Source organism: Mycetohabitans endofungorum (assembly GCF_037477895.1).
Taxonomy (GTDB): domain Bacteria; phylum Pseudomonadota; class Gammaproteobacteria; order Burkholderiales; family Burkholderiaceae; genus Mycetohabitans.
This window is the reverse complement of record NZ_CP132744.1, coordinates 1,120,482-1,145,298: the sequence shown is the minus strand read 5'-3', so window position 1 is coordinate 1,145,298 and position 24,817 is coordinate 1,120,482. Positions and strand designations below refer to the sequence as shown.

Sequence of the window (24,817 nt, the reverse complement as noted above, 5' to 3'; positions counted from 1 at the left end):
GAGCGGGACATGTCGTCCGTAAAGAAAAACTTTCTGTTGTTGATGACGCTGCAGGTCTCGACCTACGTCGTACCGCTGCTTACGCTGCCGTTGCTCACCCGCGTTCTTGGCCCTGAGGGCTACGGCCAGCTTGCGTTCGCGCTGGCTGTCATCACCTATTTCATCAATTTCACCAATTACAGCTTCGATCTAACCGCCACGCCGCGCATCGCGCTCGCACGCGGAAATCGCGCCGAGCGCTCGCGCGTGTTCTGGGCCACTTTTCTCGCGCAGGTGGCGATCACCGTGGCCGGATTCGTCATCCTGCTCGCGTTGACCTTCATCGTCGATCGCTTCGCCTTCGACCGCACGCTGCTGATCATCGGCTTCGGCATGACCATCGGGGCCGCGCTCACACCGAGTTGGTACTTTCAGGGCGTGGAGAACCTGCGCACGATGAGCCTGCTGCTATTCGCCAGCCGCGCGCTCAGCGTCCCCGCGATGTTCCTGCTCGTGCGCGAGCGTTCCGACGTCACGCTCGCGATGGTCGTCAACGCCGCCGTGCCGCTTGGCTCGGGCATCGCGATCTTCGTCTACATGTTCATCCGACGTGAGGTTGAATTTGTTCGAGTAAGCATCGCGGATATCGTCGATGCACTAGCCGGCGGCTGGCAAGTATTCCTCGCGTCGACGTCGGTCGCGTTCTATGCATCGACCAATACCGTGCTGCTTGGCTTTGTCTCAGGCAACGTCGCCGCCGGCTATTTCGCCGCGGGCGACAAGCTGATTCGCGCCGCGATCAGCATGTTGCAGCCGATGAAAGCCGCTGCGTACCCGCACATCAGCTACCTGATGCACCATGCGCGTGAAGATGCGATGACCTTCCTGCGCAAGTTGTTCGTAGTTCAGGGCGCGATGGTGTTGGCGATCTCGCTATGCATCTTTTTCTGCGCGCCGCTTGCGGTGCGCATTCTGTACGGCGCGAACTACGAGCCGACGATCGGCGTGCTGCGCTGGATGGCGTTCATTCCATTTATGGCGGGGATGACGGATCTGTTCGGCGTACAAACGATGCTGCCGCTGGGTATGAAGACCGCGTTCAGCCGCGTGCTGATCTCCTCCGGCTTCCTCAACGTTGCTCTGCTGCCGTTGCTCGCGAAGTGGTTCGCCGAACAAGGCGCGGCCGCCGCGGTGTTGGTCGCGGAGAGTGCAGTGGCGGCCGCGCTGGCTTACATTCTTTATGTGCAAGGCGTGTCGCTGATTGGGCGGGCGGCGCCGCGGCAATAGCGATTGCGAAAAAAATGCGCTATCGTTTCCAACCGTTTGGGTCAATTTTTTTGGCGTACTGCTTGAATTTTAATGGATGTGCGGTGACACACCGAAGCGCCTCGTGTTCGACTGTAATGTAAAGAACTTTGCATACACGTACCCACCCGCATGATTGGATGCCGCAGCCACGGGGTAGGGTCACGAAGACAATGCTGCAATCGATGCGGATCGTCCATATCCTATGGACTTCCTCGATAACCAGATCCAGGGCCACTGAATGACAAACCCTCCAGCAAATGGCCGTTTAGACCACATCGACGCGATGCGCGCTATCGCGGTATTGTTCGTTATCTGGACGCACTATGCCGAACTGCTCGCCCCTCTGGCCGGATCTCAACATGGATTGGATGCACTGCAGCGTTCAGTTAACTTCGGGCGCGTCGGTGTCGTGATTTTTTTTGGAATCAGCGGAATGCTGATTCCAAACAGCCTGCGGGGCAGCATCGCCGATGGTACGCGTAAATTTCTGATACGCCGTTTCATGCGGCTGTATCCCGCATTCTGGTTTTCGATACCGCTTGGATATTTTGCGTACTGGACGCTGTTCCAACAAAAGATGAGTAGCATCGGCATTCTTGTCAACCTGACGATGATTCCGACGGCATTCGGCTTCGACACAATCATGGGCCACTACTGGACATTGGAAACCGAATTGTATTTCTATATTCTATGTCTAGTTTTGTTCTGGGGTGGCTTGCTGCATCAAATGCGCGCACTCGTTACCGCCAGCGCGGGACTATGCATACTGTTCGTCTTGACCACTGCATTGCATGTCATTCCTAGTCATGCATTGGGACAGTACAAAGGAATGCTGTATCATTTGTCCATCATGTTCTGGGGTGCAGTATTCCGCAAAGCGTACGACGAACCCAGCGCAATCTTGTTTATCTGGCCGCGCAGGGGCTCTACCCCTACCTTGTCGATGACCTACCGTGGCGTATTGATCGCGTTGACCGCACTGATCGCTTTAACTGCGGTGGCAATAACTCTCTACAATCTTCGACGCCATGATTATGCGCACGTTTCGTCGTCGATCGGCTACCTCGTCGGCATCACGTTGTTTGTCAGCTTCGCAACCACATTCAAGGTTCATCGCCGGTCATTTGCTTGGTTAGGCAGACTCAGCTACTCCGTGTACCTACTGCATGGCATACCGCTATATCTCGTGTTCTGGCTGTGTAGGCACTATCAATGGACTGGTGCGCCGCTTGGTGTCTATATGCTTGCCCCGTTGGTGCCGGCAATCGCACTGTCCTGGCTGAGCTTCAAGTTTTGCGAAGCGCCTAGCATCCGCGCGGGACATGCGCTGACCTGCGCGCGCCAGACCCACTTGACGGAGCGGGCCCGGCCCGCTGTAGCATGTTCGCAGCGCTCCTGAAACGCAGGCGCCAATTCCGCGCTAACCCCATGCGTCGGCAACGCTCATTGCACGAGCGTCGAGTCGTAGTACTCCGTCGCTACGCCTTGCTGCTGGCAATGCTTTCTTTTACGGCGCTATAGGCTGGCTTTTTCGTGACACCATCCGACTCGATCAGGCCATAGCCATCGTCAGCCGACATGTCGAATAGTTCATACAGCTGGATCGACTGCAACAAACTGTACTGCGACTTGAGCTTCACGAACTGCCGCGTTTGAGTGGCCAGATAACTCGCTTGTGCATTAAGCAGCGTGTTGCCGGACTGACCATACGGTCGATAACCATACTCGGAAATCCAGATCGGTCGCCGGAAGCGCCGCGTCAACTCATGAAGCACGTCGATACCGTTTGCATTCGTGATGTCCCCCATATCGCTATACCAGTGCCAGGAGGTGACATCCCAATTGACGCGTGGTCCACTCGTTCCACCTTGTGGATCCGTGCCGTCGGCCAACATTTGCAGAATACCGAAGTGCAACCACCCGGCGGTAACGGCCACTGCCGCGCGGGGATCTGCGGCGCGTACACCATCGATCATGCCGCGTATCATCCCGCGATAAATAAAGTACGGCGTCGCTCGGTAGTCGGTGCGAAAGTTGCCGCCACGGGAGACGAAACCGATTTCCATTTCGTTACCGCACTCATACAACAGCACCTTGCCCTTTAGAATACTTGCGATGGAGTACGCGAGCTGAAAGCTATTGCTGTACGCAGAGGCTTCATCGGTATTGGATAGCTTTGGGGTAATCACCACTGAAACGCTAATGCCAGTCCCCCTCAATGTGTCAACGAAAGATGCAATGCTCTTTGCCCCAATCGTATCCCAGACGTCTTGGCGAACATTCGAAATGCCAAGGTCGCGCATGTAGGCTATCTGTGTGGCAAACGCCGTGCCATACGCATTACCCGAATTAATGTGTCCGTTAATCCCGAAGAACCCAGACGACACGGCATTGTAGCTGTTCGACGACATGGAACTGGATGTTGCCGCGACACTGGATGTCGTCACACTGACGGGTGTAGTACTAGCAGCACTCGAAGCCGATGCTGCTGAACCTGACGAAGCTGCGCCACTGCTGGGCCAGCGGCGCGCGCGGCCGAGACTAGCAGCCCCTACCTCGCTGCTTGCACACACCGCCAGCGCCATCGTTCCGGCAGTAGCAACCAGTGTGCGAAGGAATTCACGTCGCACGCATAGCGCGCCTTTCGCACCGCCTTGGGAATCCAAATCGACGTTTGAGGCGCAATGGTAAGCGCTTTTAGATGAATTTCTCTTCTTCGAAATCATGAATTTGAATGTATAGTCATACAAAGGTCGATCATCGAAACGCACTTGCCTTCGCCAAATATTTGACGAAAGCACTTCGTGCCCGTGCCACATTGGACGCGACGAAGAACCGCACCTCTGGAACACCGGGCGTCGTCTTGCACTTCGTAGGAATGGAACTTCTTCGTGACGAAACGGTGGATTGAAGCCGGACGCACAGTGACACAGGGTGCGGATAGCAATCGACAGCCGAATCGACAAACCCGAAGCTAGCCAGCGAGCAAATTATTTGCACGCACAGCTAAGAGAACTAGGATGACGCTTCATGCGTCAAAAGAACGAGAGTACATTTTACTTGGTTTGGGCACTTGAAAAGATTGATGTTTCGCTGCACACACGCTGACGACGCATAACGTAGCCCATTACCGTGCTCGATCCAATGTACCGGCAATATGATGTACCCGGTATGGCTGTCGCCAACAGCAAGCACCCTATCCATGCGCCCGCCGCCGGCACGTCTTTAATTCGAAATGGTACGTCAACGCACTGATACGCGTTGGATCGTACGCGATGCTATGCCCAATAACCAAAGCGTATACGCCCCTCCCGGCTCAAGTGCGTCACAAGATGCAACGGTAATGGCCCGATGCCATGACGGCAATAGCCAGCGGTTGCTTCAGTGATTGATTGCGGAACACCCTGTGAGATGAACGACACGAATTCGAACCATCGCGGCCGCACTCTGTCTGCCGCACCAGCGCGTCCCGGCGATGGGCAGCACGTCGTCGGTCCATCATGGAACGAGAGGTTTGGCTCCGGTACGGCACGTGGTGCCTTTAAGGCAGTGGATCGTTATTATCTGGTGTGGGCATTTTTTGTGCCGATCACGTCCGTGCTGGTGTTTCCCAGTGTGCAAGGCACCACGCCGGGTTATTTGATGTGCTTCTTATCACTGGCAATCGCCATGCTGTATGGAGGCGGCGAGCGTACCCGCTATTTGCGTATCCTTTTAACCGCGATTTTTGTCTGGGTATTGCTGTTCACACTGACGCAGCTAGCCGACCTGACCGACGGTTATACGCCTGACCTCGACACGTTATCGCTGGTCAATCCGTATGACCATTCGTTTGTCATGCGCTCTTCGCTTTTCACGCAATCTCTCTATGTCGTCGCGGTGGTTCTCTATGGCACCTACCTGTACGTCTACTACGATGACGCATGGGATCGCATCATCGTTGCCTCCGGCGTACTGTTTGCCGTGTACGGACTTTATGAGTGCGCCTACTATTTTGTAACCGGCCAGTCGGGCGACTTTCTGTCCAATCGTCAGTTCACCAACACACTGGCCCGGCCGCTGCCTAAGGACATCGTCACGGGCAGCGACTTTCAGACAATGGGCGTCGGCGGTATTTCGATGCAGCGCCTGAAGTCGCTGACGGGTGAACCGTCGATGTATGCGCTGTCGATGTTCCCGTTCTGGGTCTATGCGCGCACCGTGCAACGGTCGCGCTGGCCCGCGATCATGATTGGCGCGTCGCTCGTGATGACGGCCTCCACGACGGCGATGGTCGGCTACCTGTGCTACCTCGGCATCCGGATGATGCACACGCGGATCAATATCATCAAGCTGGTGCTTGCGGCGCTTGCCATCATCGCGATCGTCATCGTGTTTAACGAGCAAGTCGTGCAATTGGCGGATGACGTGGTGATCAAGAAACTCACCGGCGCCAATTCATCGGGCCAGGAGCGCTCGGCCGGGTTCATGGCTGCTATCGACTTCTGGCTCAATGCGCCCGTTTCGAACAAGCTGGTGGGAATCGGCTTCGGCTACATCCGCACCACCGACATGTTTTCAACGCTGCTAGTCAACAGTGGCCTGCTGGGCATCGCCCTGTTCAGTGGGCTATTGCTGTATCCAGCATTCAAGCTCGATTGGGCGCCGAAGGCAATCGCACTACGGCAGTGCTGCGTCGCGACCTATATGATGATGATGGTATCGGTGCCGGAGTTCTCATATCTTGCACCGTGGACCTTCGTTGCATTCGCCTATTGCCGGCTGTATCACCGCAATCGCGCACGACAGGTCGCGGACCGGCATGAAGTGGAGCTGACCGCGCGCACCTCACACATGCGCGAGGCTTGACGCGCGAGACAGCGCTTCTTGGTTCCCGGCGCCTCGCTACAATCCAGCGTCGGATAGCCCCGCTGCCACAGGTAGTATTACTCCGCCAGGGTCGGATGGCCGCTAATTGTCAGCGTAAAGCCGTCGGCGCCGGCTTTCAACCGCGCGGGCACGCCCACGGGCAGCGTCACAGTATCCGCGCCGTGGCCAAAACGCAGCCCGGTGATCACCGGAATACCGGTCAGCGCGCGGATCTGCTCGACCATCGCGTCAAAATCATAGCCATTGTCATAGTCCGACAACCGCACCCCGGTGAAATCGCCGAGCACCAGCGCCTGTTGGCGCGGTAGGATGCCGGCCAGATGCAATTGGTACAGCATCCGCTCGACGCGGAATGGATGTTCGTTGGCGTCCTCAACAAACAAGATGCCCTCATCGATGTCCGGCAAGTATCGCGTACCGGCCAGCGCAGCGATCGTCGCGAGATTGCCGCCCCACAGCGTGCCGTGCAGGTCGACGTCGTCAGGCTGCGGCGTCGGCTCGCCAATCGTGAATTCCGGTTTGCTAATCGCCGTCCAGAAATGCTCGACTGTGAATTCGCTCAGTCTCGGCGCGCCAAAGTTGCTGCTCAGCATCGGGCCGCCGAACGTAATGAGGCCGCTGTGCGCGAACAGCGCCATCTGGATCGCGGTGAAGTCACTATGGCCGCAGATCGCGATCGGTTCACCAGCCAGCCGGCGTTGCAATCCCGCGTAGTCCAGTCCATGCAGCAACCGAATCGCGCCGTAGCCGCCGCGCACAGCCAGCACGATGTCCGGCAGCGCCCGCGCAGGGTCTGCAAGCCGATTCAGATCCGCGGCCCGTTGTGTATCCGTGCCCGCGAAGCGCTGGAAGCGCCGCTCGCTCGTATCAATGCCCCGAATGTGATGGCCAGCATCGACCCAGCGCGCCAGCGCCCGGGCAACGGTTTGTGGATCCTGCGGGTAGCCGCAAGGGGCAATCAGTTCGATCGTGCGGGGCTTCATGACACTCCTGTGCGGGGAAAGACGGTGCGCGGCGCGTACTGCGACCCGTGCCAGCACGGCGCGACGTCAATTGGGATCACACGGCACGACGTCGACCGGGATCAATTTGCATCGCCGAGTGTGCGCGACGCGCGCAGCTGCCGGCGGCGCTCGACGAAGAACTGGCTTAGCTCGTGCGAGCATTCATCGGCCAGTACGCCGCCAACGACGCTTGCATGATGATTCAACCGCGGCTGCGCGAACACGTCAACGACACTGCCACACGCGCCAGTCTTCGGATCATGCGCGCCGAACACCACTCGAGCGATGCGCGCATGCATGATCGCGCCCGCGCACATTAGGCACGGCTCGAGCGTTACATATAATTCGCAGCCCGGCATCCGGTAATTAGACAACGCCTGTGCAGCCGCTCGCAGCGCGACCATCTCCGCATGCGCAGACGGGTCGTGAGTGCTGATCGGCTGGTTGAAGCCCTGCGCAATCACTTCATCGCCCCGCACGATCACGGCGCCCACCGGCACTTCGCCAATCGCATAAGCGTGGCGCGCGGCGGCGCGCGCCAACGCCATGAAACGCAGATCCCGGGCCAACGGGCCCGCGTCAGACAAACCGCTGTTGTGCATGCAAGCTCCGCGTCGAAGGGTCGTTCAGTCGATCACTGCTGGCGCGACGGCGCCGCCACAGCCAGCTAGGCGTTCAGCGACACGGCGGCAATACTCGTGCGGCACCACCATCGGCCCGCCACGCAGCGATTCGAGCGCCATGGTCAGCGCCAGCCACTTCGCCCGCAGGCGATGCTGCTCCGCGCGGCCGCGGCGGCGATGCGCTGTTCAACCAGCACGTCGAGCAGTTTCATAGACGGACAAGATTCGAAATGCGCGTCAAGAATACCAAACTCTAACGCGGTTCAACCGCCGTCGCGCGAAGTGCAATGGAGCCGGCACTCTATTGCAGCGATCAACCGCTCCAGCCATGCGCGCAGCAGCGTATCGGACCCGACGAGCAGGATCGAGGTGACGATAACGCCGTACACCTGCTGGCGTCGAACCTTGACGCTCGCCTCCGGCACCAACCAGTTCGCGCTGTCGACCAGCAACAGCAGCGTTTTCAGGCCGATGACGATCGGCCACAGGCATGCCAGCCTCAGGCGCGGCGCCGAACGGCGGATCGCCAGCGTATAGTCGATTGCGTCGCGGAACTGGTCCAGCGCATGGCGCACGAGTTCTAACATCACCGGGCGCGCACGGCCAGCCGCCTCGGCAGTCAACAGATCCTGCGGCGTCAAGCCGTACCGCTCGAGCATCGTGGACGGCAAGTAGCAGCGGCCGGTCCGCAGGTCCTTGGCGCAATCGCGCAGCACGTTAGTCAGCTGCAGTGCCCTACCAAAACGCACACCGCGCTCCGACATCGCCACGGGGTCGCCGTGCAGCGCGCGTGGCAGATGCGTATAGGTCATCTCGGTCCAGAACGCGCCGACGCAGCCGGCGACCATGTAGGTGTACTGATCCAGCTCGTGCCATGCACGTAACGCCACGATCTGCCCGGAGCGCTCGTGCGCAAACGTGATCAAATCGAATTCCATGCCGCGTGTGAGTGTCGACACAATGTCACGGACCGCCTCGCGATCGCGCTCGTCCAACTGCTGCAGGATCGCCAGTGCCGGCTCGAGCGATTCCAGCAGCAGCCGCTCGTCGGACTGTTGTTGCGCAGCCAACTGCCCGGCAATCTCGCGCAGTGGCCCGCAATCGTGTTCGTCGCCATTCACGTGCGCACGCAGTGTCAATAGCATTTTCAGCCGCAACGCGGGCTCGATCAGCGGTGTGTCTGCGATCGTGTCGGCGGCGCGCGCCAGCAGATACGCCAGGCCCACCGGGTCCCGCATGCCGGCGGGTAACACGCGCAGCGTCAAGTAGAATGAGCGGGACACTCCCTTGAGCAGCGGACCGAGCAGGAAATCTCGCGCCGGATCACGCATGGATTGGTCAGCAGCGGTCACGGAGGCGGGCGGTTGCGAGCCGGCCACCGGCCCGGCGGCACACCGCGCGTGCGCTGCAGCGCAACCGGAGCGAGAGTCGAACGATGAATCGGACATCGCGCAGCCATGAATTAACAGTCACAGCCAGCATTGTACCGGTTCACGGATTGGCGTCGACGCGCGTCACGTTGAACAGCATGCCGCCCTTGCACGACGTTTGCATTATCGCGCGAAGCCGGTCTCTCTTTTCCTGTTTAATGTAGAAAGCTACGCCGCGAACCATCAAGTTTTGGTAGGAACACATCATGTTGTCTGCGAACCCAATCTCGATATCGTAGGCATTGCCCCACTCACGAGGAACGATCTTGCCGGCAAACGAGCAATATCCCTCTGTTCCTTTGATCCTGCCCTGGTAATCGATCGTCATTTCAAGTATGCCCGGCATATTGTCAAGTATGCTCGGCATATTGGTCTCGTTGACATGGTAGTCACGTTTGCTGGACATGCCTTTGTATGTCCCGGCTACTTTGCTCACAGCCGGCGTGGTATGTAACACTGTGCTGATACTGCCATTGAAGTCGAGCGGCGGCAGTCCCTCGGCGGATGCGACGAGGTGAATCGATCGCCGATTGAGGTACGCGTCGTTGACCTCTTCGGCAGTATTCTGATAACTGAAACGCCGCTTGGACGCGGTTGAGACTAGGTTGGACGCGGTTGAGACTAGTGTGGAACCGACGATGGAAGTCAGCGAACGGCCGGAAGCGGGCAACGCCGTTAATGTGACCTTGATTGCAGGCTGCTCCTTTCGATAGAGGATTCCCTTCCCGAGATTGCCGAGATCGCCAACAACGGCATCACCTATGTCGTCGGCCTCACCTATGTCTTTGCCATCAGTATATATCGCATAAAACCTGCCCGCCGGGGTGACCAACGCGGTGAAACCGTAGATGTCTCTTACGCGGCCGACGTATTGGCCTTGTGCTTCGTGCATCTCCATGAGTCCGGTCTGTACATCGGCGTCTGCGACTTGAGCGGCGGGCTCGGGTTCGGTCTGTACGCCAACGTCCGCGACTTGGGCGGCAGGCTCGGGTTCGGTCTGTACGCCGAGGTCCGCGACTTGGGCAACGGGCTCGGAGTCGGTCTGTACGCCAACGTCCGCGACTTGGGCGGCAGGCTCGGAATCGGTCTGTACGCCGAGGTCCGCGACTCGGGCAACGGGCTCGGAGTCGGTCTGTACGCCAACGTCCGCGACTTGGGCGGCAGGCTCAGGTTTGGTCTGTACGCCAACGTCCGCGACTTGGGCGGCGGGCTCAGAGTCGGTCTGTACGCCGAGGTCCGCGACTTGGGCAACGGGCTCGGAGTCGGTCTGTACGCCAACGTCCGCGACTTGGGCGGTGGGCTCAGGTTTGGTCTGTACGCCGACGTCCGCGACTTGGACGGCGGGCTCAGGTTCGGTCTGTACGCCGACGTCCGAGATCCGCGCTTCGTACTCGCCCCCGCCCACATTCAAGTCATTCACCACAGCTTCGCTTACGCTGTGGCCTGTCCGCCAAGTACTACGCCTCTTCCTGCCTTTGTCGTGATTCAGACTACCAATCTCGACCTTTCCATCCGTCGCATAAAATCGGCCTACATTTGTAATGTTGATGATATTCGTCGTATGGGCCGAATTTATCGTAGGGGCTGGAGAACCGGCCGTGGTACCGGTGTGCTGGCCTTGTACGGGATCCATTGGCGACCGGGTCCGCTCTCGTTCCCCGTCCGCCTCTTTGACGACTACGCGTTGGACCCTGTCATCATCAGACTTGTCGCCGCCGCCCCCACATGCCCCCGCAGCACCCATAAGCATCACAGCGACAAACCGGATTATTCTGTAACGTAATGCCCTGATAAGCCAACCGGATGCGGCTAAATCCTTCAAGGCCGCGTTGGCGTGCACCGATTCACTCGCGGTTCGAGCGTCTTTTAACGCCGCCCTATTCCGCTTCCTTTGCTCGAAAACTAGATTAAACGGCACCGCTTTTTTACTCAATTGCTCAATCCGTGTAAAGCTGTCTTTTGCTCAACTCGAAACCGTGTGATCGATTCCCGATGCCATGCGTGATGCACTCGATTCCGAGAAATCAACACGACTGAAAAAGACCCGCGAGATATTGGCCACCCATAGCCTGTCTATTGCCGCCGGCCACTTTTCTTTTGTGCTTGGCGAAACGCGCCGGGCCACTCAATCATCTTGCTTGAAACAAGCTACCTCGGCGCAACATCGAACAACATAGGAATACCCGCGGCCGACGGGCGTTCAAAACATCGATGACAACGCCACACGGCAGAGTAGTGTCAGTGGCGTGACATTCTACAACCGGGAAACGGGATGCGGCAGTCTATCGTCACGGGAGCTGGCATATACAGGCGGCGAGACGCCCAAGATGTAATCAAGTCGGACAAGGATTTGCCATCGGGTCGGGCAAATATTCGCCGGCGACCAGATTGTTGCAGATCTTGGCCATCTGCCCCATGCCCGGTTCACCGCAACGAACGACGTTCTTTCCCATGCTCAGCAACACCAGTTGAATGCGCTCGAACAACTGCATGTCGGCGCCGACCATGAAAGTGAGCGTACCGGCCTGCGCGCGCCGCCGCTGCCCGCCGAAACAGGCGCGTCAGCAAACAGATTGCGCTGCCAGCCGACTGCCGCCGCAACGGCTTGCTCCGTCGCTGGATCGATCTTGTTTGAATCGACTTCGCGACACCATCCACGATTGCGCCGACCGACGCGCGAGCCGGATGGCGCAACAGCGATAATCGATATCCGACATATGACGGGCGCTCGCTTCGCTGCCGCGCTCGTCCAGCTATTTCTGGAACACCACATGTCAGACAACGGTCCTTACCTCACCACACCGCCACGACTGGGACCCATTGAAACAACAACGCCCACGCCCGTGAGTTCAGGCGCGCGTCCGGCACCTGCGCCTTCCCAGATACCGTCGTGGGGGCCGGTCGCTGCTCTGCGCAATCTTCTCTGGACTGCAAATGGACCCTTCGCCAATACCATGCCGCAGTTCCTGAACCAATCGCAGGCGTACTTTTTCCCTTATAACTCATTCCCCCCCGCTGCCCTAATAGCACCGCCTTCGCCTGCCGAGCCGCAGTCCTGCGCACCGCAACCTTCCGCGCCGCCGCTAGATAACAGCGTGGAACAGGCTGAATACGAACGTGTCGGGGCAGCCGTCAGAGGCGCGTTGACCCCACTGCAACGAGACCTGCATGACAGAATGTGCGACCCGACACGGCCTCCGGTTACGACTCAAGAAATCGAGGAAGCCAACGACCATGCGCTGATCGAGGCAATACACGCGAGCTTGCAGAAGAGTCCGTAACACGAGCCAGCACAAGGATGCGGACTTCACCGCTGACCGCACGCAAGTCTTCGCTGCCCGACACCTCCCGCTAGTTACCCCGCCCGCCTGTAGCCTGCAGGAAACGATGCGACGCTGTTGATAAATTCCAACAGTCATCCGCGCGGGAACCCGTATTATGAAGATTATGTTGGCTACCCGCTTCGCGACTTCCCAATGCCGCCGTCTGCGCCGCCCTACTCGCTACCGCCCGTCGTCGTGTGGTTTCGCGACGATCAACGCCTAGCCGACAATCCCGCGCTCGAATACGCCATTGCCACGGGTCACCCTGTCGTGTGCGTGTATGTTCACGACCCGGCGCCACGAAATACGCGCCCGCCGGGCGCAGCTGGGCGCTGGTGGCTCCATGAATCTCTACACGCACTCAATGCTGCGCTCATCGCGTTGGGCGGCGAATTGACTGTCCTTCACGGCTCCGAGTCGCAGACCATTGAAGCGTTCGCCGTGGCAATCGGCGCGATCAAGGTGTGCTGGAATCGCAGGTATTCGGCGTCGCAACGCGAAACCGACATCGCGATCAAGACGGCGCTCAAAGAACGCGGCATTGCGACTTTCACCTTCAACGGACACCTGCTGCGAGAGCCGTGGACCGTCGCCACGCGAGATGGCCGTCCGTTTCAGGTCTTCGGCGCGTACTGGCGCGCCGCGCGCCACGAGTATTCCCCTGAAGCGCCACGGCCCGGACCTCAGCGAATCGACTTCTTTCCGGTGCCGGAAAACGTCGCCGTGGCGGCACGCGTAAAAAATCTGTCTGCATTGGCGCTCCAGCCTCGCACCCTCGACTGGGCCGGTGGACTGCGCGAAACGTGGCAATGCGGCGAGCGAGCAGGATGGACGCAGCTAGACGATTTTCTCGCGAACGCGCTGACCCGCTACGCAAGTGGCCGCGACGTGCCCGCGATGCAGGCAACCAGTCGACTGTCTCCGTATCTTCGCTTTGGCAATCTCTCGGCACGGCAGGTATGGCATGCCGTACTGTCTGCGGCACGCGCCGCGCACCGCTGCGGCAATGGGCGCAGCACGTCCACCGCGAGCGGCAGCGTGGATAAGTTTCTTGACGAGCTTGGCTGGCGCGAGTTCTCATACTATCTGCTCTACCATTGTGCGCCGTTGCATCAAGTCAATTTCAAACGGCAATTCGACACCATGCCGTGGCGTGTCGATGCCACAGATCTGCGCGCGTGGCAGCGCGGCCGCACCGGCTATCCGCTTGTGGACGCCGGCATGCGCGAACTGTGGCATACCGGTTGGATGCACAATCGCGTGCGGATGGTGACGGCATCGTTCCTGGTCAAGCATCTGCTCATCGACTGGCGTGAAGGAGAGACCTGGTTTTGGGACACGCTCGTCGATGCCGACGGCGCTAGCAACCCTGCGAATTGGCAATGGGTAGCCGGCAGTGGCGCCGATGCGGCACCGTACTTTCGCATCTTCAACCCGGTGCTACAGGGGCAGAAATTTGACCCGCAGGGCGACTATGTGCGGCGCTGGGTGCCCGAACTCGCGCGCTTATCGGCCGGATGCATCCATGCGCCGTGGCACGCACAACCCGCACAACTGGCTTCTGCGTCGGTTCGGCTCGGGCAGGACTATCCACTGCCGGTGGTGCCTCACCAACAGGCGCGCGAACGAGCGCTAAAGGCGATGGGGTGTATGCGTGGACCGTGAATCAGGCAGCTGCGGCCCGTCGTCATGGCCGAGCTGAGACCGCAGCGCAGCTTGTCTTGCATGGCTGATTCGGTTCTTCCGTTGCCGTTTCGGCACCGGTGCAGCCTATTGTCGCGCTTGCTCCGACAATCGCGGTTTTCAGAGGCTACCGAATGCCACATCCTCTCTCCTTGAGCGTCACATCGCGTGCCAGTCAAGGCACGCAGACATTTGAACCGGTCCCCCCAGCGGCTTACGCGGCCGATGCAGGCGGGTGCCAAACCACCGCGCAACGACATTATGGGGCGCATCGACTCGACGGGCTGGTTGACAAGCAACCGTCCAACAGCCCGCAGGCCGCCACTGGTCTGAACGAGATGCCAACGGAGATTCTCGCCAACATATTCCGCGGCCTTCCGCTCAGCGATATGGCGCAGTTGTCCGAGGTCAACCGCAAGTTCCGGCAGATACTGCTGCCCCGACGGCATTGCTTTCTCGTAAACAAGAAACTCCAGGCCGTTCGCCAGCTGGCCCCCGGCCCCAAGCAGCACGATCAAGCAAGAACGCTATGGACGGCGTCGTTGGAACGGCTCGAGCACAGCCGTGCCGAACTGGATTGGGTCATTCAGTCTTTTAAACTTGAATGGCTGGCGCCGCGGGACAGGAAGGACGTGCTGGATCAGATGATCGATCACGTGATGCGCTCCAATAACGGCGCGTCGCCCGCGGCGCACCGCAACGAGCGGGACAGCAGCTTGCCGTCGGGTGATAACGCGTCGGCACGCGAACTGCAGCATCGCACCCTGCTACACCACCTGAAGTCGCAAATTGAAGCGCTGCCGGAACGCGAACGCGCACCGGCACTGACACGAATCATCGGATTGCAAGGCAAGGAAGCGATGACGATCGAACGATTGTTTCCGAGAATCCAAGACGGAAATGTCGAGATATCAAACCGCAACTACGCCATTCATTTGCTGAACTACGGCTTTTCCGAGAGCGAGGCCGCCATGCTCGCCGGCGAGCGCGATCAGCACGCGTTGGAGAATCCCGACATCGAAATTTGCACTGCCGTTTTCGCATGGCGGCCTAAAGACCTGCCGCTGCACAAGTTCGTCAGCTTGCTCGAACAGGCGATAGGCGAAGCCCGCCGACACGGCGACAAGCACAGCGTCGATGCCAACGACGCGATAGCAGGCGAGGAACGGTCCCGGCTTGTGCAGCGGCTGAGAAACCTGAGCGGCAACGCGGCACCCAACGCACACCCTCTATCGCGGCCAACACTGAACCGTATCGTGTCGCGATCAACACTGGACCATATCGAACGCCTTCGTACGGGAGCCTGACCGAACGCTCGTCGATCTGGCGCTCACGGATGCCGGATACGGTCGACTAGCGCACGCGTATCGGCATCTGGCTTCCGCTTCAGTAGCTGACGGCGAGCATCGCTCAGCGGGCCTCGTTCAACTGCTCGAGGATCGCCGGGTTCTCCAGCGTGGATACATCCTGCGTAATCGTCTCGCCCTTGGCAAGCGAGCGCAGCAACCGCCGCATGATCTTGCCGGAGCGGGTCTTGGGCAAGTTCTCCCCAAACCGGATATCCTTCGGCTTGGCGATCGGCCCAATTTCGTTGGCCACCCATGCACGCAATGCGTTCGCTACTTGCACCGCCTCGTCGCCCTGTGGGCGGGCGCGCTTGAGCACGACGAAAGCGACCACCGCTTCACCGGTCGTATCATCGGGCCGCCCGACGACCGCCGCTTCGGCGACCATCGGATTGGCGACCAGCGCCGATTCGATCTCCATCGTGCCGAGGCGGTGGCCGGAGACGTTTAGCACATCATCGATGCGGCCCATGATTGTGAAATAGCCGGTGTCCTTGTCCCGCACGCTGCCGTCCCCTGCGAGGTACAGCCTGCCACCCAACTCTTCCGGGAAGTAGCTCTTGCTGAAGCGCTCAGGATTGCCCCAGATCGTGCGGATCATTGATGGCCACGGACGCTTGACCACCAGAATCCCACCCTGCCCGTTCGGCACGTCTTGGCCAGTCTCGTCGACGATCGTCGCCATGATGCCCGGCAACGGCAGTGTGCAGGAGCCAGGCACCAGCGGCGTGGCCCCGGGTAGCGGCGTGATCATGTGGCCGCCGGTCTCAGTCTGCCACCACGTGTCGATCACCGGGCAGCGCTTGCCGCCGACCTGCTCGTAATACCAGACCCACGCCTGCGGATTGATCGGCTCGCCAACCGTGCCGATGATACGCAGCGAGGACAGATCATACGCGCTCGGGTGGCACTTCGGGTCCGCGTCGGATGCCTTGATCAGCGAGCGGATCGCTGTGGGCGCGGTGTAAAACACGCTCACGTTGTGGCGTGCAATCATGTCCCAGAAACGGCCCGCATTCGGATAGGTCGGCACACCCTCGAACACCACCTGGGTCGCACCGCACGCAAGCGGTCCGTACGCGATATACGTATGGCCGGTGATCCAGCCGATGTCGGCGGTACACCAGAACACGTCGTCCGGTTTGATATCAAACGCCCATTTCATCGTCAACGCGGCCCACAGCAAATAGCCGCCGGTGCTGTGCTGCACGCCCTTTGGCTTGCCGGTAGAACCCGACGTGTACAGAATAAACAGCGGATGTTCGGCGCCGACCCATTCCGGCTCGCATTGCTCAGACTGTTGGGCCACCAGTTCATGCAGCCAATGGTCGCGCCCTTCGTGCCAGGTGACCTTGCCACCGGTGCGCCGGTAGACGATGACATCCTTCACCGCGTCGCATCCGCCCATCGCCAGTGCCTCGTCGGCAATACGCTTGAGCGGCAGCGCCTTACCGCCGCGCATCTGCTCGTCGGCCGTGACCAGCGCCACGGCGCCGACATCGATCAGCCGCTCATTGAGCGATTTCGACGAAAACCCGCCAAACACAACTGAATGTGTCGCGCCGATTCGGGCACAAGCCTGCATCGCGACGACGCCTTCGACCGACATCGGCATGTAAATCACCACGCGATCGCCCTTGCGCACGCCGCGCGACTTCAGTGCATTGGCAAACTGGCACACGCGCCGGTGCAGCTCACTATACGAAACAGGCGTGAGCGTGCCATCGTCAGCCTCGAACACGATTGCGTTCTTTTGCGCGTGGCCCGCGGCGATCTGCCGGTCCAGGCAATTGTATGAAGCGTTGAGCTGACCGTCCTCGAACCACGTGTAGAACGGTGCATTGGATTCGTCCAGCACTTTCGTGAACGGCTTATGCCACGCCAAGTGCTCGCGCGCCAGGCGGGCCCAGAATCCCTCGTAGTCGCGCTCGGCCTCGGCGACCAGCGCCCGATAGGCATCCATGCCAGCGATGGCGGCCGCGGCCGTGGTCTGCGCGCAGGGAGGAAACACGCGCTGCTCTTGCAGGACCGATTCAATGGCAGACATCAAACTATCTCCTGATAATGGAATGAACAAAATCGTTGTCGTGTGCCGCCGTATCGCATCGCTGTCGCAGCGCACAGGGCAAACTGCCGCGCGCCGCCGCATTGCTACCCATCGGCGTGAGTATCTCCGCCCCCGCTTATGACCGGCGGCCGGGCGGCGCAATATCGCGCCACCCGGCCTGCAAAGTGATACGCACTTTACGATAAGCATATCGCCTGACTCACAACTGACGCTGTTGCGGTGCAGCAAAGACGATCGCTGCACCGCATCGGCTCACGTGCTGGCTGGCGCTTACCCAGAACTCTACAATGAACCCTACAATGCCTGCTCAATTAAGAAAAAGCTAAACGGCATCGGATTCGCCGTGTCCCCGCAGTGAACCGCTACGTCCTCTTGCCCCTCTGCGCGATGCTGCTCGTCGGCACCAACGCTGGCATTGGCAAAAGCATCATCGTATGCGTGCCAGTGCCGGTCTTCGCGCTATTCGCGTTACTGCGGTTCATAAGCGCGATCGGCATGCTCTGGCCGCTGCATACGAGATCGTCATTCTTGGCGAACGTCTGAGCGCAGTGCACGGGGACACGCTGGCATGCGTGGTCGCCGGGCATTGCGTGGGCCAGCATGTGGCCGGCTAGTGTCCCGTCGGTCGCATCGTGACCCGACATCCGCGCGTGACTCATCACCCACGCGTGAGCCGAGCGTGCCGCGCCAATCGGCTGAGCGGGGCGCGCCGCGGCAATTCTACTGCGACGCGGTACAATAACCGCGTTTTGATCCCACCCTGGCGTTCGCCCCTGCCCGCGCGCGTGCACGGGCAGTGCGACACCGTTTATTCAGCTGCACGATGCCTTCCAGTCACCCGCCATTTCCGCCGTCTGGGCCGCGCCGTATGCGCGCGCTGCCATCGCTGATCTTCTTCAGTCGCTGGCTGCAACTCCCCCTGTATTTGGGCCTGATCCTCGCACAAGCCATTTATGTGTTCCTATTCCTCAAGGAGCTTTGGCACCTGGTATCGCACGCGGCGTCGCTGACCGAGACCAATGTAATGCTGGTGGTCCTCGGGCTGATCGACGTCGTGATGATCTCGAATTTGCTGATCATGGTGATTATCGGCGGCTACGAGACGTTCGTGTCGCGACTGGGTCTGGAGGGCCACCCGGACGAACCAGAGTGGCTCGACCACGTCAATGCCGGCGTGTTGAAGGTCAAGCTATCGATGGCGCTGATCAGCATCTCGTCAATCCACTTGCTCAAGACCTTCATCGATCCCGACCAGCATTCGTCGCAGGCGGTGATGTGGCAAGTGCTGATCCACGCCGCGTTCCTGCTATCGGCGCTCGTGATGGCCTGGGTGGACCGGCTCACATCGCACGCGCCGCATGCGCCTGTTTCAGTCGCCGCTTCGAACCACGATTGAGCGTTGATTCCGCTGCCAACCGACGCAGCACCCCCACGAGAAAAGCACCATGACAGTCATCAAGCAGGAAGACCTGATCCAAAGCATCGCCGATGCGCTGCAATACATCAGCTACTACCATCCGCTGGACTATATCCAGGCGTTGGGCCGCGCCTACGAGCGCGAGCAAAGCCCGGCTGCGAAGGACGCGATCGCGCAGATCCTCACCAACAGCCGGATGTGCGCCGAGGGGCGCCGCCCGATCTGTCAGGACACTGGCATTGTCACGGTGTTCGTCAAGGTCGGCATGGACGTGCGCTGGGATGGCGCGACGATGAGCGTGACGGATATGATCAACGAAGGCGTGCGGCGCGGCTACACGCACCCAGATAACGTGCTGCGCGCTTCGATCGTCAATCCGCCCGAAGGTGCGCGCAAGAACACCCGGGACAACACGCCGGCAGTGATCCACTATGAGATCGTTCCGGGCGACAAACTTGACGTGCAGGTGGCAGCCAAGGGTGGCGGCTCGGAAAACAAGTCCAAGTTCGCGATGCTGAACCCGTCCGATTCGATCGTTGACTGGGTGCTCAAGACTGTGCCGACGATGGGTGCCGGCTGGTGCCCACCGGGCATGCTCGGCATCGGCATTGGCGGCACCGCCGAGAAGGCGGTGTTGATGGCGAAGGAATCGCTGATGGATCCGATCGACATCCAAGATGTGATCGCCCGCGGGCCGCGCGACTGGATTGAAGCGCTGCGCATTGAGTTGCACGAAAAGGTCAACGCGCTGGGCATCGGCGCACAAGGGCTGGGTGGTCTGTCGACTGTGCTGGACGTGAAGATCATGGCGGCGCCCACGCACGCGGCCAGCAAGCCGATTGCGATCATTCCGAACTGCGCGGCGACCCGCCATGTGCACTTCACGCTCGACGGCTCCGGCGTCGAGCGGCTGGATCCGCCGCCGCTGGAGGCGTGGCCCAATGTGCATTGGCAACCGAACACTGAGACCAGCCAACGCGTGGACCTCGATACGCTGACGCGCGAGCAAGTCGCCAGCTGGAAGCCGGGCCAGACGCTGTTGCTCTCGGGCAAAATGCTAACCGGACGCGATGCCGCGCATAAGCGCATTGCGGACATGCTGGCCAACGGCCAGCCGCTGCCAGTCGACTTCACAAACCGCGTGATTTATTATGTCGGCCCAGTCGATCCGGTGCGCGACGAAGTCGTCGGTCCCGCCGGCCCGACGACCGCGACGCGGATGGATAAGTTCACCGAGATGATGCTCGCGCAAACCGGCCTCATTTCGATGATTGGCAAGGCCGAGCGCGGCCCGGTCGCGATCGATGCGATCAAGCAGCACAAGGCTGCCTACCTGATGGCGGTCGGCGGCGCCGCGTATCTTGTGTCCAAGGCAATCCGCGGCTCGCGCGTGGTCGCGTTCGAAGATCTTGGGATGGAAGCCATTTACGAGTTTGAGGTCAAGGACATGCCGGTCACCGTGGCAGTCGATGCCAACGGCACGTCGGTCCATCAGACTGGCCCAAAGCAATGGCAGGCCAGGATCGGCAAGGTTTCGATTGCGGCCGCGTAGTGAATCGGCGGGCCGCGCAGCTGCGCGGCTTCCCATTTAGCGGGCAACGGACTGCTCTATTCGAACAATGACTTGCACACCATCCGTGCCTGTCCCCAACAAGGAACCGATCATGCAAGGCGACAAAAAAGTCATCGAATATTTGAACGCTCAGTTGAAAAACGAACTGACAGCGATCAACCAGTACTTTCTGCATGCGCGGATGTACCGACACTGGGGGTTGGACAAGCTGGGCAAGCACGAATACGACGAGTCAATCGGTGAAATGAAGCACGCCGACTGGCTGATTGAGCGCATATTCATGCTCGACGGTTTGCCGAATCTGCAGGATCTGCACAAGCTACTGGTCGGCGAGACCACGCAGGAAATCCTTGAATGTGACCTGAAGCTCGAACTGGCATCGCAAACGACCTGTAAGGAAGCGATTGCGTATTGCGAGTCCGTGCGGGACTACGTGTCACGCGAAATCTTCCGCCGCATCTTGGACGACACGGAAGAGCATATCGATTGGCTCGAGACACAACTCGAATTGATCAACAAGGTGGGCATCCAGAATTACCAGCAGTCCGTGATGACGGCCGTCCAATCGTAAGCGACGGCAGCCACCAGTACGGTGATAATGACGATGCGCAACACGGCGCCGGTCGGCGTGTTCGACTCCGGAGTCGGGGGTCTATCGGTGCTGCACGCGATCCGTGCGGCATTACCCGATGAGGCGCTGCTGTATTGCGCCGATTCCCGCTACGCGCCGTATGGCGAGCGCGACGACACGTTCATCGCGGCGCGCACGCTGGGCATCGGCCGGTGGCTCGCGGCGCAACATGTGAAGGCAATTGTAGTGGCCTGCAACACCGCCACCGCGCATACCGTATCGATGCTGCGCGAGCGGCTACAGCTGCCGATCATCGGCGTCGAGCCGGGCATCAAGCCTGCCGCGTTGCAGTCGCGCACCCGCGTGGCCGGCGTACTGGCGACCGCCAGCACGCTCAAGAGCGCGCGCTTCAACGCGCTGCTCGCCCAGTACGGCGGCGATTGCCGATTCGTGTGCCAGGCAGGCCATGGCCTGGTCGACGCCATCGAGGCAGGCGACATCGATTCGCCGGTCGTCATACAGCTTCTGTCCGCATGCCTGCAGCCAATCCTGGACGCCAGCGCCGACACATTGGTGCTGGGCTGTACCCACTATCCGTTTCTGCTAAATGCGGTACGCACCATTACCGCCGACCAGCTTCACATCATCGACACCGGCGAAGCCATCGCACGTCAACTGGTGCGACGGCTGACCGACCAGCAGTTACTGGCCGACACGAGCCCGGCCGCCGCCGCACACACCGAACCAACACCCGTGCCAACACCGTTGCGGCTCGTCACCACAGGCGACGCCCGGCAATTGACTCGTATCGCTTGGCAACTGCTCGGCGTCAACGTAGCTGCCGAACACGTCGAAATAGCGTCGGAACCGCTTTATCTCAACGTGCCGGCCTGACGCGAGGTTAGCCGCCCCGCTGTTACAAAAAATCATCAATCTCGCTTGCGCACGTCGCCACAAAGAATGATAATAATTCGCATTAACTTTAGCTGTCAGCGCATCATGATCGTCTGCGTGTGCAAGTCTGTTTCTGACCGTACTATCCGTGCATGGCTGGAGTCCGGTGCATCGACGTTCGACGAATTGCAATTTGAGTTGGGCGTGGCAACGTGCTGCGGCAAGTGCGAGGAAACCGTGCGTGATCTGGTCGCCGCCTGCGGCGCGTGCCCTAGCCTGTGCGGCCCCGGCGCCAACCCGGCGCGTCATGTGGCACCGGCGCCGGTTACGTTCTACGAACGCAAGGCGGCCTGACGCCGATTGATACCGGGCTGCAGCCCGATGCCGCGTCGGTTCTGCCTAGATCCGTCTTTCTCCGTGCCAGCCAGCGCGACGCGCGAGCCAGCCACGCTACCTCGCCTCGCTCTCGGAGGACTTCATGGAACTGCTGCTTGGATTCGCGACAACGCTATGCATCTCTTTTCTGATTTTTCGACGTTGAGTTGGGCACACGCCGGTTCGCATCGAAGCAAGGTCGGCCATTGTCCGCGTCGCGCCCCCCGTGCATCTGCCGTTGGCCAACGCTAATATGCAGGTTTCTCCCAGTTTGGCTGGAGCACTGCGCTCCAGTGCAGCCTCGCCGATGAAATCGCGCCCCGTCGCGCATTACACGACCACGCTCGCCGTAGTGGCACTGCTGCATGCCGGCGTGATCGCATGGCTGGTTTATGGGCGTGCCGACACCGTCCCGACCGTGACGGTCGAGTCCCGGCCAATCATGGCCGAACTGCTGGCCCCGCCGGCGCCGGTCGCCGTGCAGTCCACGCCGACGCCGGCGCCGGCGCCCAAACCCAAGCCCAAGTCTGTGGTCACGCCGCGGCCCAGTCCCAAGCCCGTTGTCAAAAATCCTACGCCGGTGCCTACACCACCGATGCCGGTACGTGATACCCCATCGCAATCGGCGCCCACGCTGCCGGCGCCCCCAGCAGCGCCCGCGCCGGCACCGGCCGCCGAGCCCGCGTCACCCGCGCCGAGCCCTCGCCCGGCCGTCGCGCAGGGCGTACCCAAGGGCGTCGCCAAACTCGACTGCCAGATCATGCGGCCCGATTATCCCGCCCTGTCCAGACGACGCGAGGAAACGGGCACGGTGATCATCAATCTGGTCATCGGTCCGGAGGGCAAGGTGGAACGGGCCACGGTCAAGAAAAGCAGCGGTTATGATCGATTGGACGCCGCCGCACGCAATGCCGCGCTAGCTAGCACGTGCCGGCCGTACATTGAAAATGGGCAACCGATCCGGGTTACGGCCGACCAGCCGTATGTGTTCAATCTGAGCGACTGAGCAGCGCCGCGCTGATACCGCGCCGCCGATGCGCCCATTGCCGAGCCCACCGCTCAACAGCGTCACCGATAACGAGGATCCGAAGGAAACACCATGCAGAACTACGGTATGGCCCACGTATGGGCGCAAGGGGATTTCGTCACACGCGGCATCGCGATCACACTATTGATCATGTCAGTGCTGTCGTGGAGCGTGATCCTAATGAAAGGATGGAACGTGCTACGGTTGCGGCGCCTGACGCGTAACACCGAGCAGCAGTTCTGGCATTCCGACGATTTCACCGAAGGTCTCGTGAAGCTTGGCTCGACCGGCTCCAGCGCCACCGATAACCCGTTTGTCGCACTCGCGCTGTCCGGCAAGGAAGCCGCCGATCATCATCACAAGAGCCAGCCCCACCTGCATGACCGGATGGACATTTCGGACTGGATAACGCGCTGCCTGAAGGACACCATGGACGACTGCGTCGCCCGGATGCAGAGTGGGCTGGCGATCCTAGCATCGATCGGCAGCACCGCACCGTTCGTCGGCCTATTCGGCACCGTATGGGGCATCTATCATGCGCTGCTGACGATCGGAGCAACCGGCGACACGTCAATCGATAAGGTTGCGGGACCGGTGGGCGAATCGCTGATCATGACGGCATTCGGCCTATTCGTCGCGATTCCCGCGGTACTCGGCTACAACGCGCTAACCCGCTCGAACAAGGCCGTGGTGACCAAGCTGAATCGCTTCGCGCATGGACTGCACGCGTACTTCGTAACAGGCGAACGATTGTCTTCGACGCTCCAGCGCGGCGAAGGCCCGCGACTGGCCACAGCCGGCAAATGAGCGGGGTACGACAATGGCCATGCCCCCCTTTGCGGACGACGATGACGACGGGCTGATGAACGAGATTAACATGACGCCGCTGGTCGACGTGATGCTCGTGCTACTAATCATCTTCATCGTGACGATTCCGGCGATCCAACACGCAGTCAAGCTTGACCTGCCGCACGCAAGCAGCCAGCGGCAAGACGTGCGGCCCGCGCACGTCACGGTGTCGGTCAATGCCGATGGCACCGTGTTCTGGGATAACGTCAAAGTGTCCGACGCTGAGTTGCAGCGCAAGATCGCCGCCGTCGCGCAGACCCACCCGCAGCCGGAACTGCATTTGCGAGCCGATCGCAAGGTCGCGTACGAGCGCGTAGCCGACGTGATGTCCTATGCGCAATCGGGCGGGTTGGCCAAAATCGGGTTCGTGACCGAGCCTAAGGCGCACTGAGTGCGGCGGCCGAGCCGACCGACCGGGGTGACCAGCTGGCAGGAACTTAAGGTTGTCCAAGAACACGGCGCGTCATGCCGCCTTTCA

At 60.3% G+C, this 24,817-nt stretch carries 21 protein-coding genes and 2 pseudogenes; 15 read left to right on the top strand and 8 right to left on the bottom strand.

Annotated elements, in window-relative coordinates; genetic code table 11:
* The first annotated feature begins 9 nt into the window (after positions 1 to 9).
* On the top strand, positions 10 to 1,266 hold the full coding sequence (locus tag RA167_RS05085; RefSeq protein WP_076786861.1) for an oligosaccharide flippase family protein: 1,257 nt from the start codon (positions 10 to 12) through the stop codon (positions 1,264 to 1,266).
* 259 nt (positions 1,267 to 1,525) lie between these two features.
* On the top strand, positions 1,526 to 2,686 hold the full coding sequence (locus RA167_RS05080; RefSeq protein WP_076786859.1) for an acyltransferase family protein: 1,161 nt from the start codon (positions 1,526 to 1,528) through the stop codon (positions 2,684 to 2,686).
* Positions 2,687 to 2,765: 79 nt separating this feature from the next.
* On the opposite strand, the gene RA167_RS05075 is transcribed toward RA167_RS05080, so the two are convergent.
* Positions 2,766 to 4,037, bottom strand: coding sequence for a hypothetical protein (locus RA167_RS05075; protein WP_139337105.1), 1,272 nt, complete (start codon positions 4,035 to 4,037; stop codon positions 2,766 to 2,768).
* A 661-nt stretch (positions 4,038 to 4,698) separates the two neighbouring features.
* On the opposite strand from RA167_RS05075, the gene RA167_RS05070 reads away from it, so the two are divergent.
* Positions 4,699 to 6,135 (top strand): hypothetical protein, encoded by a 1,437-nt coding sequence (locus tag RA167_RS05070; protein WP_237574311.1) that lies wholly within the window; start codon positions 4,699 to 4,701, stop codon positions 6,133 to 6,135.
* Between the two features lie 77 nt (positions 6,136 to 6,212).
* Here the strand turns inward: RA167_RS05070 and ldcA are convergent, their stop codons facing one another.
* From ldcA to RA167_RS05045, 5 genes and pseudogenes are all read right to left on the bottom strand, one after another.
* The gene (ldcA, locus tag RA167_RS05065; protein ID WP_076786851.1) at positions 6,213 to 7,139 is read right to left on the bottom strand and encodes a muramoyltetrapeptide carboxypeptidase; all 927 of its coding nucleotides are present in this window, start codon (positions 7,137 to 7,139) and stop codon (positions 6,213 to 6,215) included.
* Between the two features lie 101 nt (positions 7,140 to 7,240).
* Positions 7,241 to 7,762, bottom strand: a complete 522-nt coding sequence (gene tadA, locus RA167_RS05060; RefSeq protein WP_076786849.1) for a tRNA adenosine(34) deaminase TadA — start codon at positions 7,760 to 7,762, stop codon at positions 7,241 to 7,243.
* A 24-nt stretch (positions 7,763 to 7,786) separates the two neighbouring features.
* A pseudogene (locus RA167_RS05055) lies at positions 7,787 to 7,948 on the bottom strand (DUF1992 domain-containing protein); the annotation flags it as partial.
* 98 nt (positions 7,949 to 8,046) lie between these two features.
* Positions 8,047 to 9,114, bottom strand: coding sequence for a phytoene/squalene synthase family protein (locus RA167_RS05050; RefSeq protein WP_076787838.1), 1,068 nt, complete (start codon positions 9,112 to 9,114; stop codon positions 8,047 to 8,049).
* A 160-nt stretch (positions 9,115 to 9,274) separates the two neighbouring features.
* Positions 9,275 to 10,111 (bottom strand): hypothetical protein, encoded by an 837-nt coding sequence (locus RA167_RS05045; RefSeq protein ID WP_139337104.1) that lies wholly within the window; start codon positions 10,109 to 10,111, stop codon positions 9,275 to 9,277.
* Positions 10,112 to 10,141: 30 nt separating this feature from the next.
* Between RA167_RS05045 and RA167_RS05040 the strand changes: the two genes are divergently transcribed.
* The gene (locus RA167_RS05040; protein WP_139337103.1) at positions 10,142 to 10,996 is read left to right on the top strand and encodes a hypothetical protein; all 855 of its coding nucleotides are present in this window, start codon (positions 10,142 to 10,144) and stop codon (positions 10,994 to 10,996) included.
* Positions 10,997 to 11,546: 550 nt separating this feature from the next.
* Here RA167_RS05040 and RA167_RS15630 read toward each other — a convergent pair.
* Entirely contained in the window at positions 11,547 to 11,720 is a 174-nt protein-coding gene (locus RA167_RS15630) for a hypothetical protein (protein ID WP_370642976.1), read from the bottom strand.
* Between the two features lie 969 nt (positions 11,721 to 12,689).
* Between RA167_RS15630 and RA167_RS05030 the strand changes: the two genes are divergently transcribed.
* Positions 12,690 to 14,201: a cryptochrome/photolyase family protein gene (locus tag RA167_RS05030; RefSeq protein ID WP_076786846.1), complete on the top strand. Its 1,512-nt coding sequence runs from the start codon at positions 12,690 to 12,692 to the stop codon at positions 14,199 to 14,201.
* 152 nt (positions 14,202 to 14,353) lie between these two features.
* Positions 14,354 to 15,526, top strand: coding sequence for an F-box-like domain-containing protein (locus tag RA167_RS05025; protein WP_139337102.1), 1,173 nt, complete (start codon positions 14,354 to 14,356; stop codon positions 15,524 to 15,526).
* A 103-nt stretch (positions 15,527 to 15,629) separates the two neighbouring features.
* Here RA167_RS05025 and acs read toward each other — a convergent pair whose 3' ends face one another.
* Positions 15,630 to 17,612: an acetate--CoA ligase gene (gene acs / locus RA167_RS05020; RefSeq protein WP_076786842.1), complete on the bottom strand. Its 1,983-nt coding sequence runs from the start codon at positions 17,610 to 17,612 to the stop codon at positions 15,630 to 15,632.
* A 375-nt stretch (positions 17,613 to 17,987) separates the two neighbouring features.
* Here acs and RA167_RS05015 point away from each other — a divergent pair.
* The 9 genes and pseudogenes from RA167_RS05015 to RA167_RS04975 form a co-directional block, all read left to right on the top strand.
* Positions 17,988 to 18,143 (top strand): annotated as a pseudogene (locus tag RA167_RS05015) (EamA/RhaT family transporter); the annotation flags it as partial.
* Positions 18,144 to 18,456: 313 nt separating this feature from the next.
* Positions 18,457 to 19,029 carry a TIGR00645 family protein gene (locus RA167_RS05010; RefSeq protein WP_076786840.1) on the top strand — a complete coding sequence of 191 codons (573 nt, stop codon included), beginning with the start codon at positions 18,457 to 18,459 and terminating at the stop codon, positions 19,027 to 19,029.
* Between the two features lie 49 nt (positions 19,030 to 19,078).
* The gene (locus RA167_RS05005; RefSeq protein ID WP_076786838.1) at positions 19,079 to 20,602 is read left to right on the top strand and encodes a fumarate hydratase; all 1,524 of its coding nucleotides are present in this window, start codon (positions 19,079 to 19,081) and stop codon (positions 20,600 to 20,602) included.
* 112 nt (positions 20,603 to 20,714) lie between these two features.
* A complete protein-coding gene (gene bfr / locus RA167_RS05000; protein ID WP_076787836.1) occupies positions 20,715 to 21,194 on the top strand; it encodes a bacterioferritin in 480 nt (159 codons plus the stop codon).
* A 27-nt stretch (positions 21,195 to 21,221) separates the two neighbouring features.
* A complete protein-coding gene (gene murI / locus RA167_RS04995) occupies positions 21,222 to 22,088 on the top strand; it encodes a glutamate racemase (protein ID WP_076786836.1) in 867 nt (288 codons plus the stop codon).
* A 105-nt stretch (positions 22,089 to 22,193) separates the two neighbouring features.
* Complete coding sequence (locus tag RA167_RS04990) at positions 22,194 to 22,442, top strand: (2Fe-2S)-binding protein (protein WP_076786834.1); 249 nt, start codon at positions 22,194 to 22,196, stop codon at positions 22,440 to 22,442.
* 328 nt (positions 22,443 to 22,770) lie between these two features.
* Positions 22,771 to 23,469 carry an energy transducer TonB gene (locus RA167_RS04985; protein WP_083706097.1) on the top strand — a complete coding sequence of 233 codons (699 nt, stop codon included), beginning with the start codon at positions 22,771 to 22,773 and terminating at the stop codon, positions 23,467 to 23,469.
* A 93-nt stretch (positions 23,470 to 23,562) separates the two neighbouring features.
* Complete coding sequence (locus RA167_RS04980; RefSeq protein WP_076786832.1) at positions 23,563 to 24,297, top strand: MotA/TolQ/ExbB proton channel family protein; 735 nt, start codon at positions 23,563 to 23,565, stop codon at positions 24,295 to 24,297.
* 13 nt (positions 24,298 to 24,310) lie between these two features.
* A complete protein-coding gene (locus RA167_RS04975) occupies positions 24,311 to 24,730 on the top strand; it encodes an ExbD/TolR family protein (RefSeq protein ID WP_076786830.1) in 420 nt (139 codons plus the stop codon).
* The last annotated feature ends 87 nt before the right edge of the window (positions 24,731 to 24,817 follow it).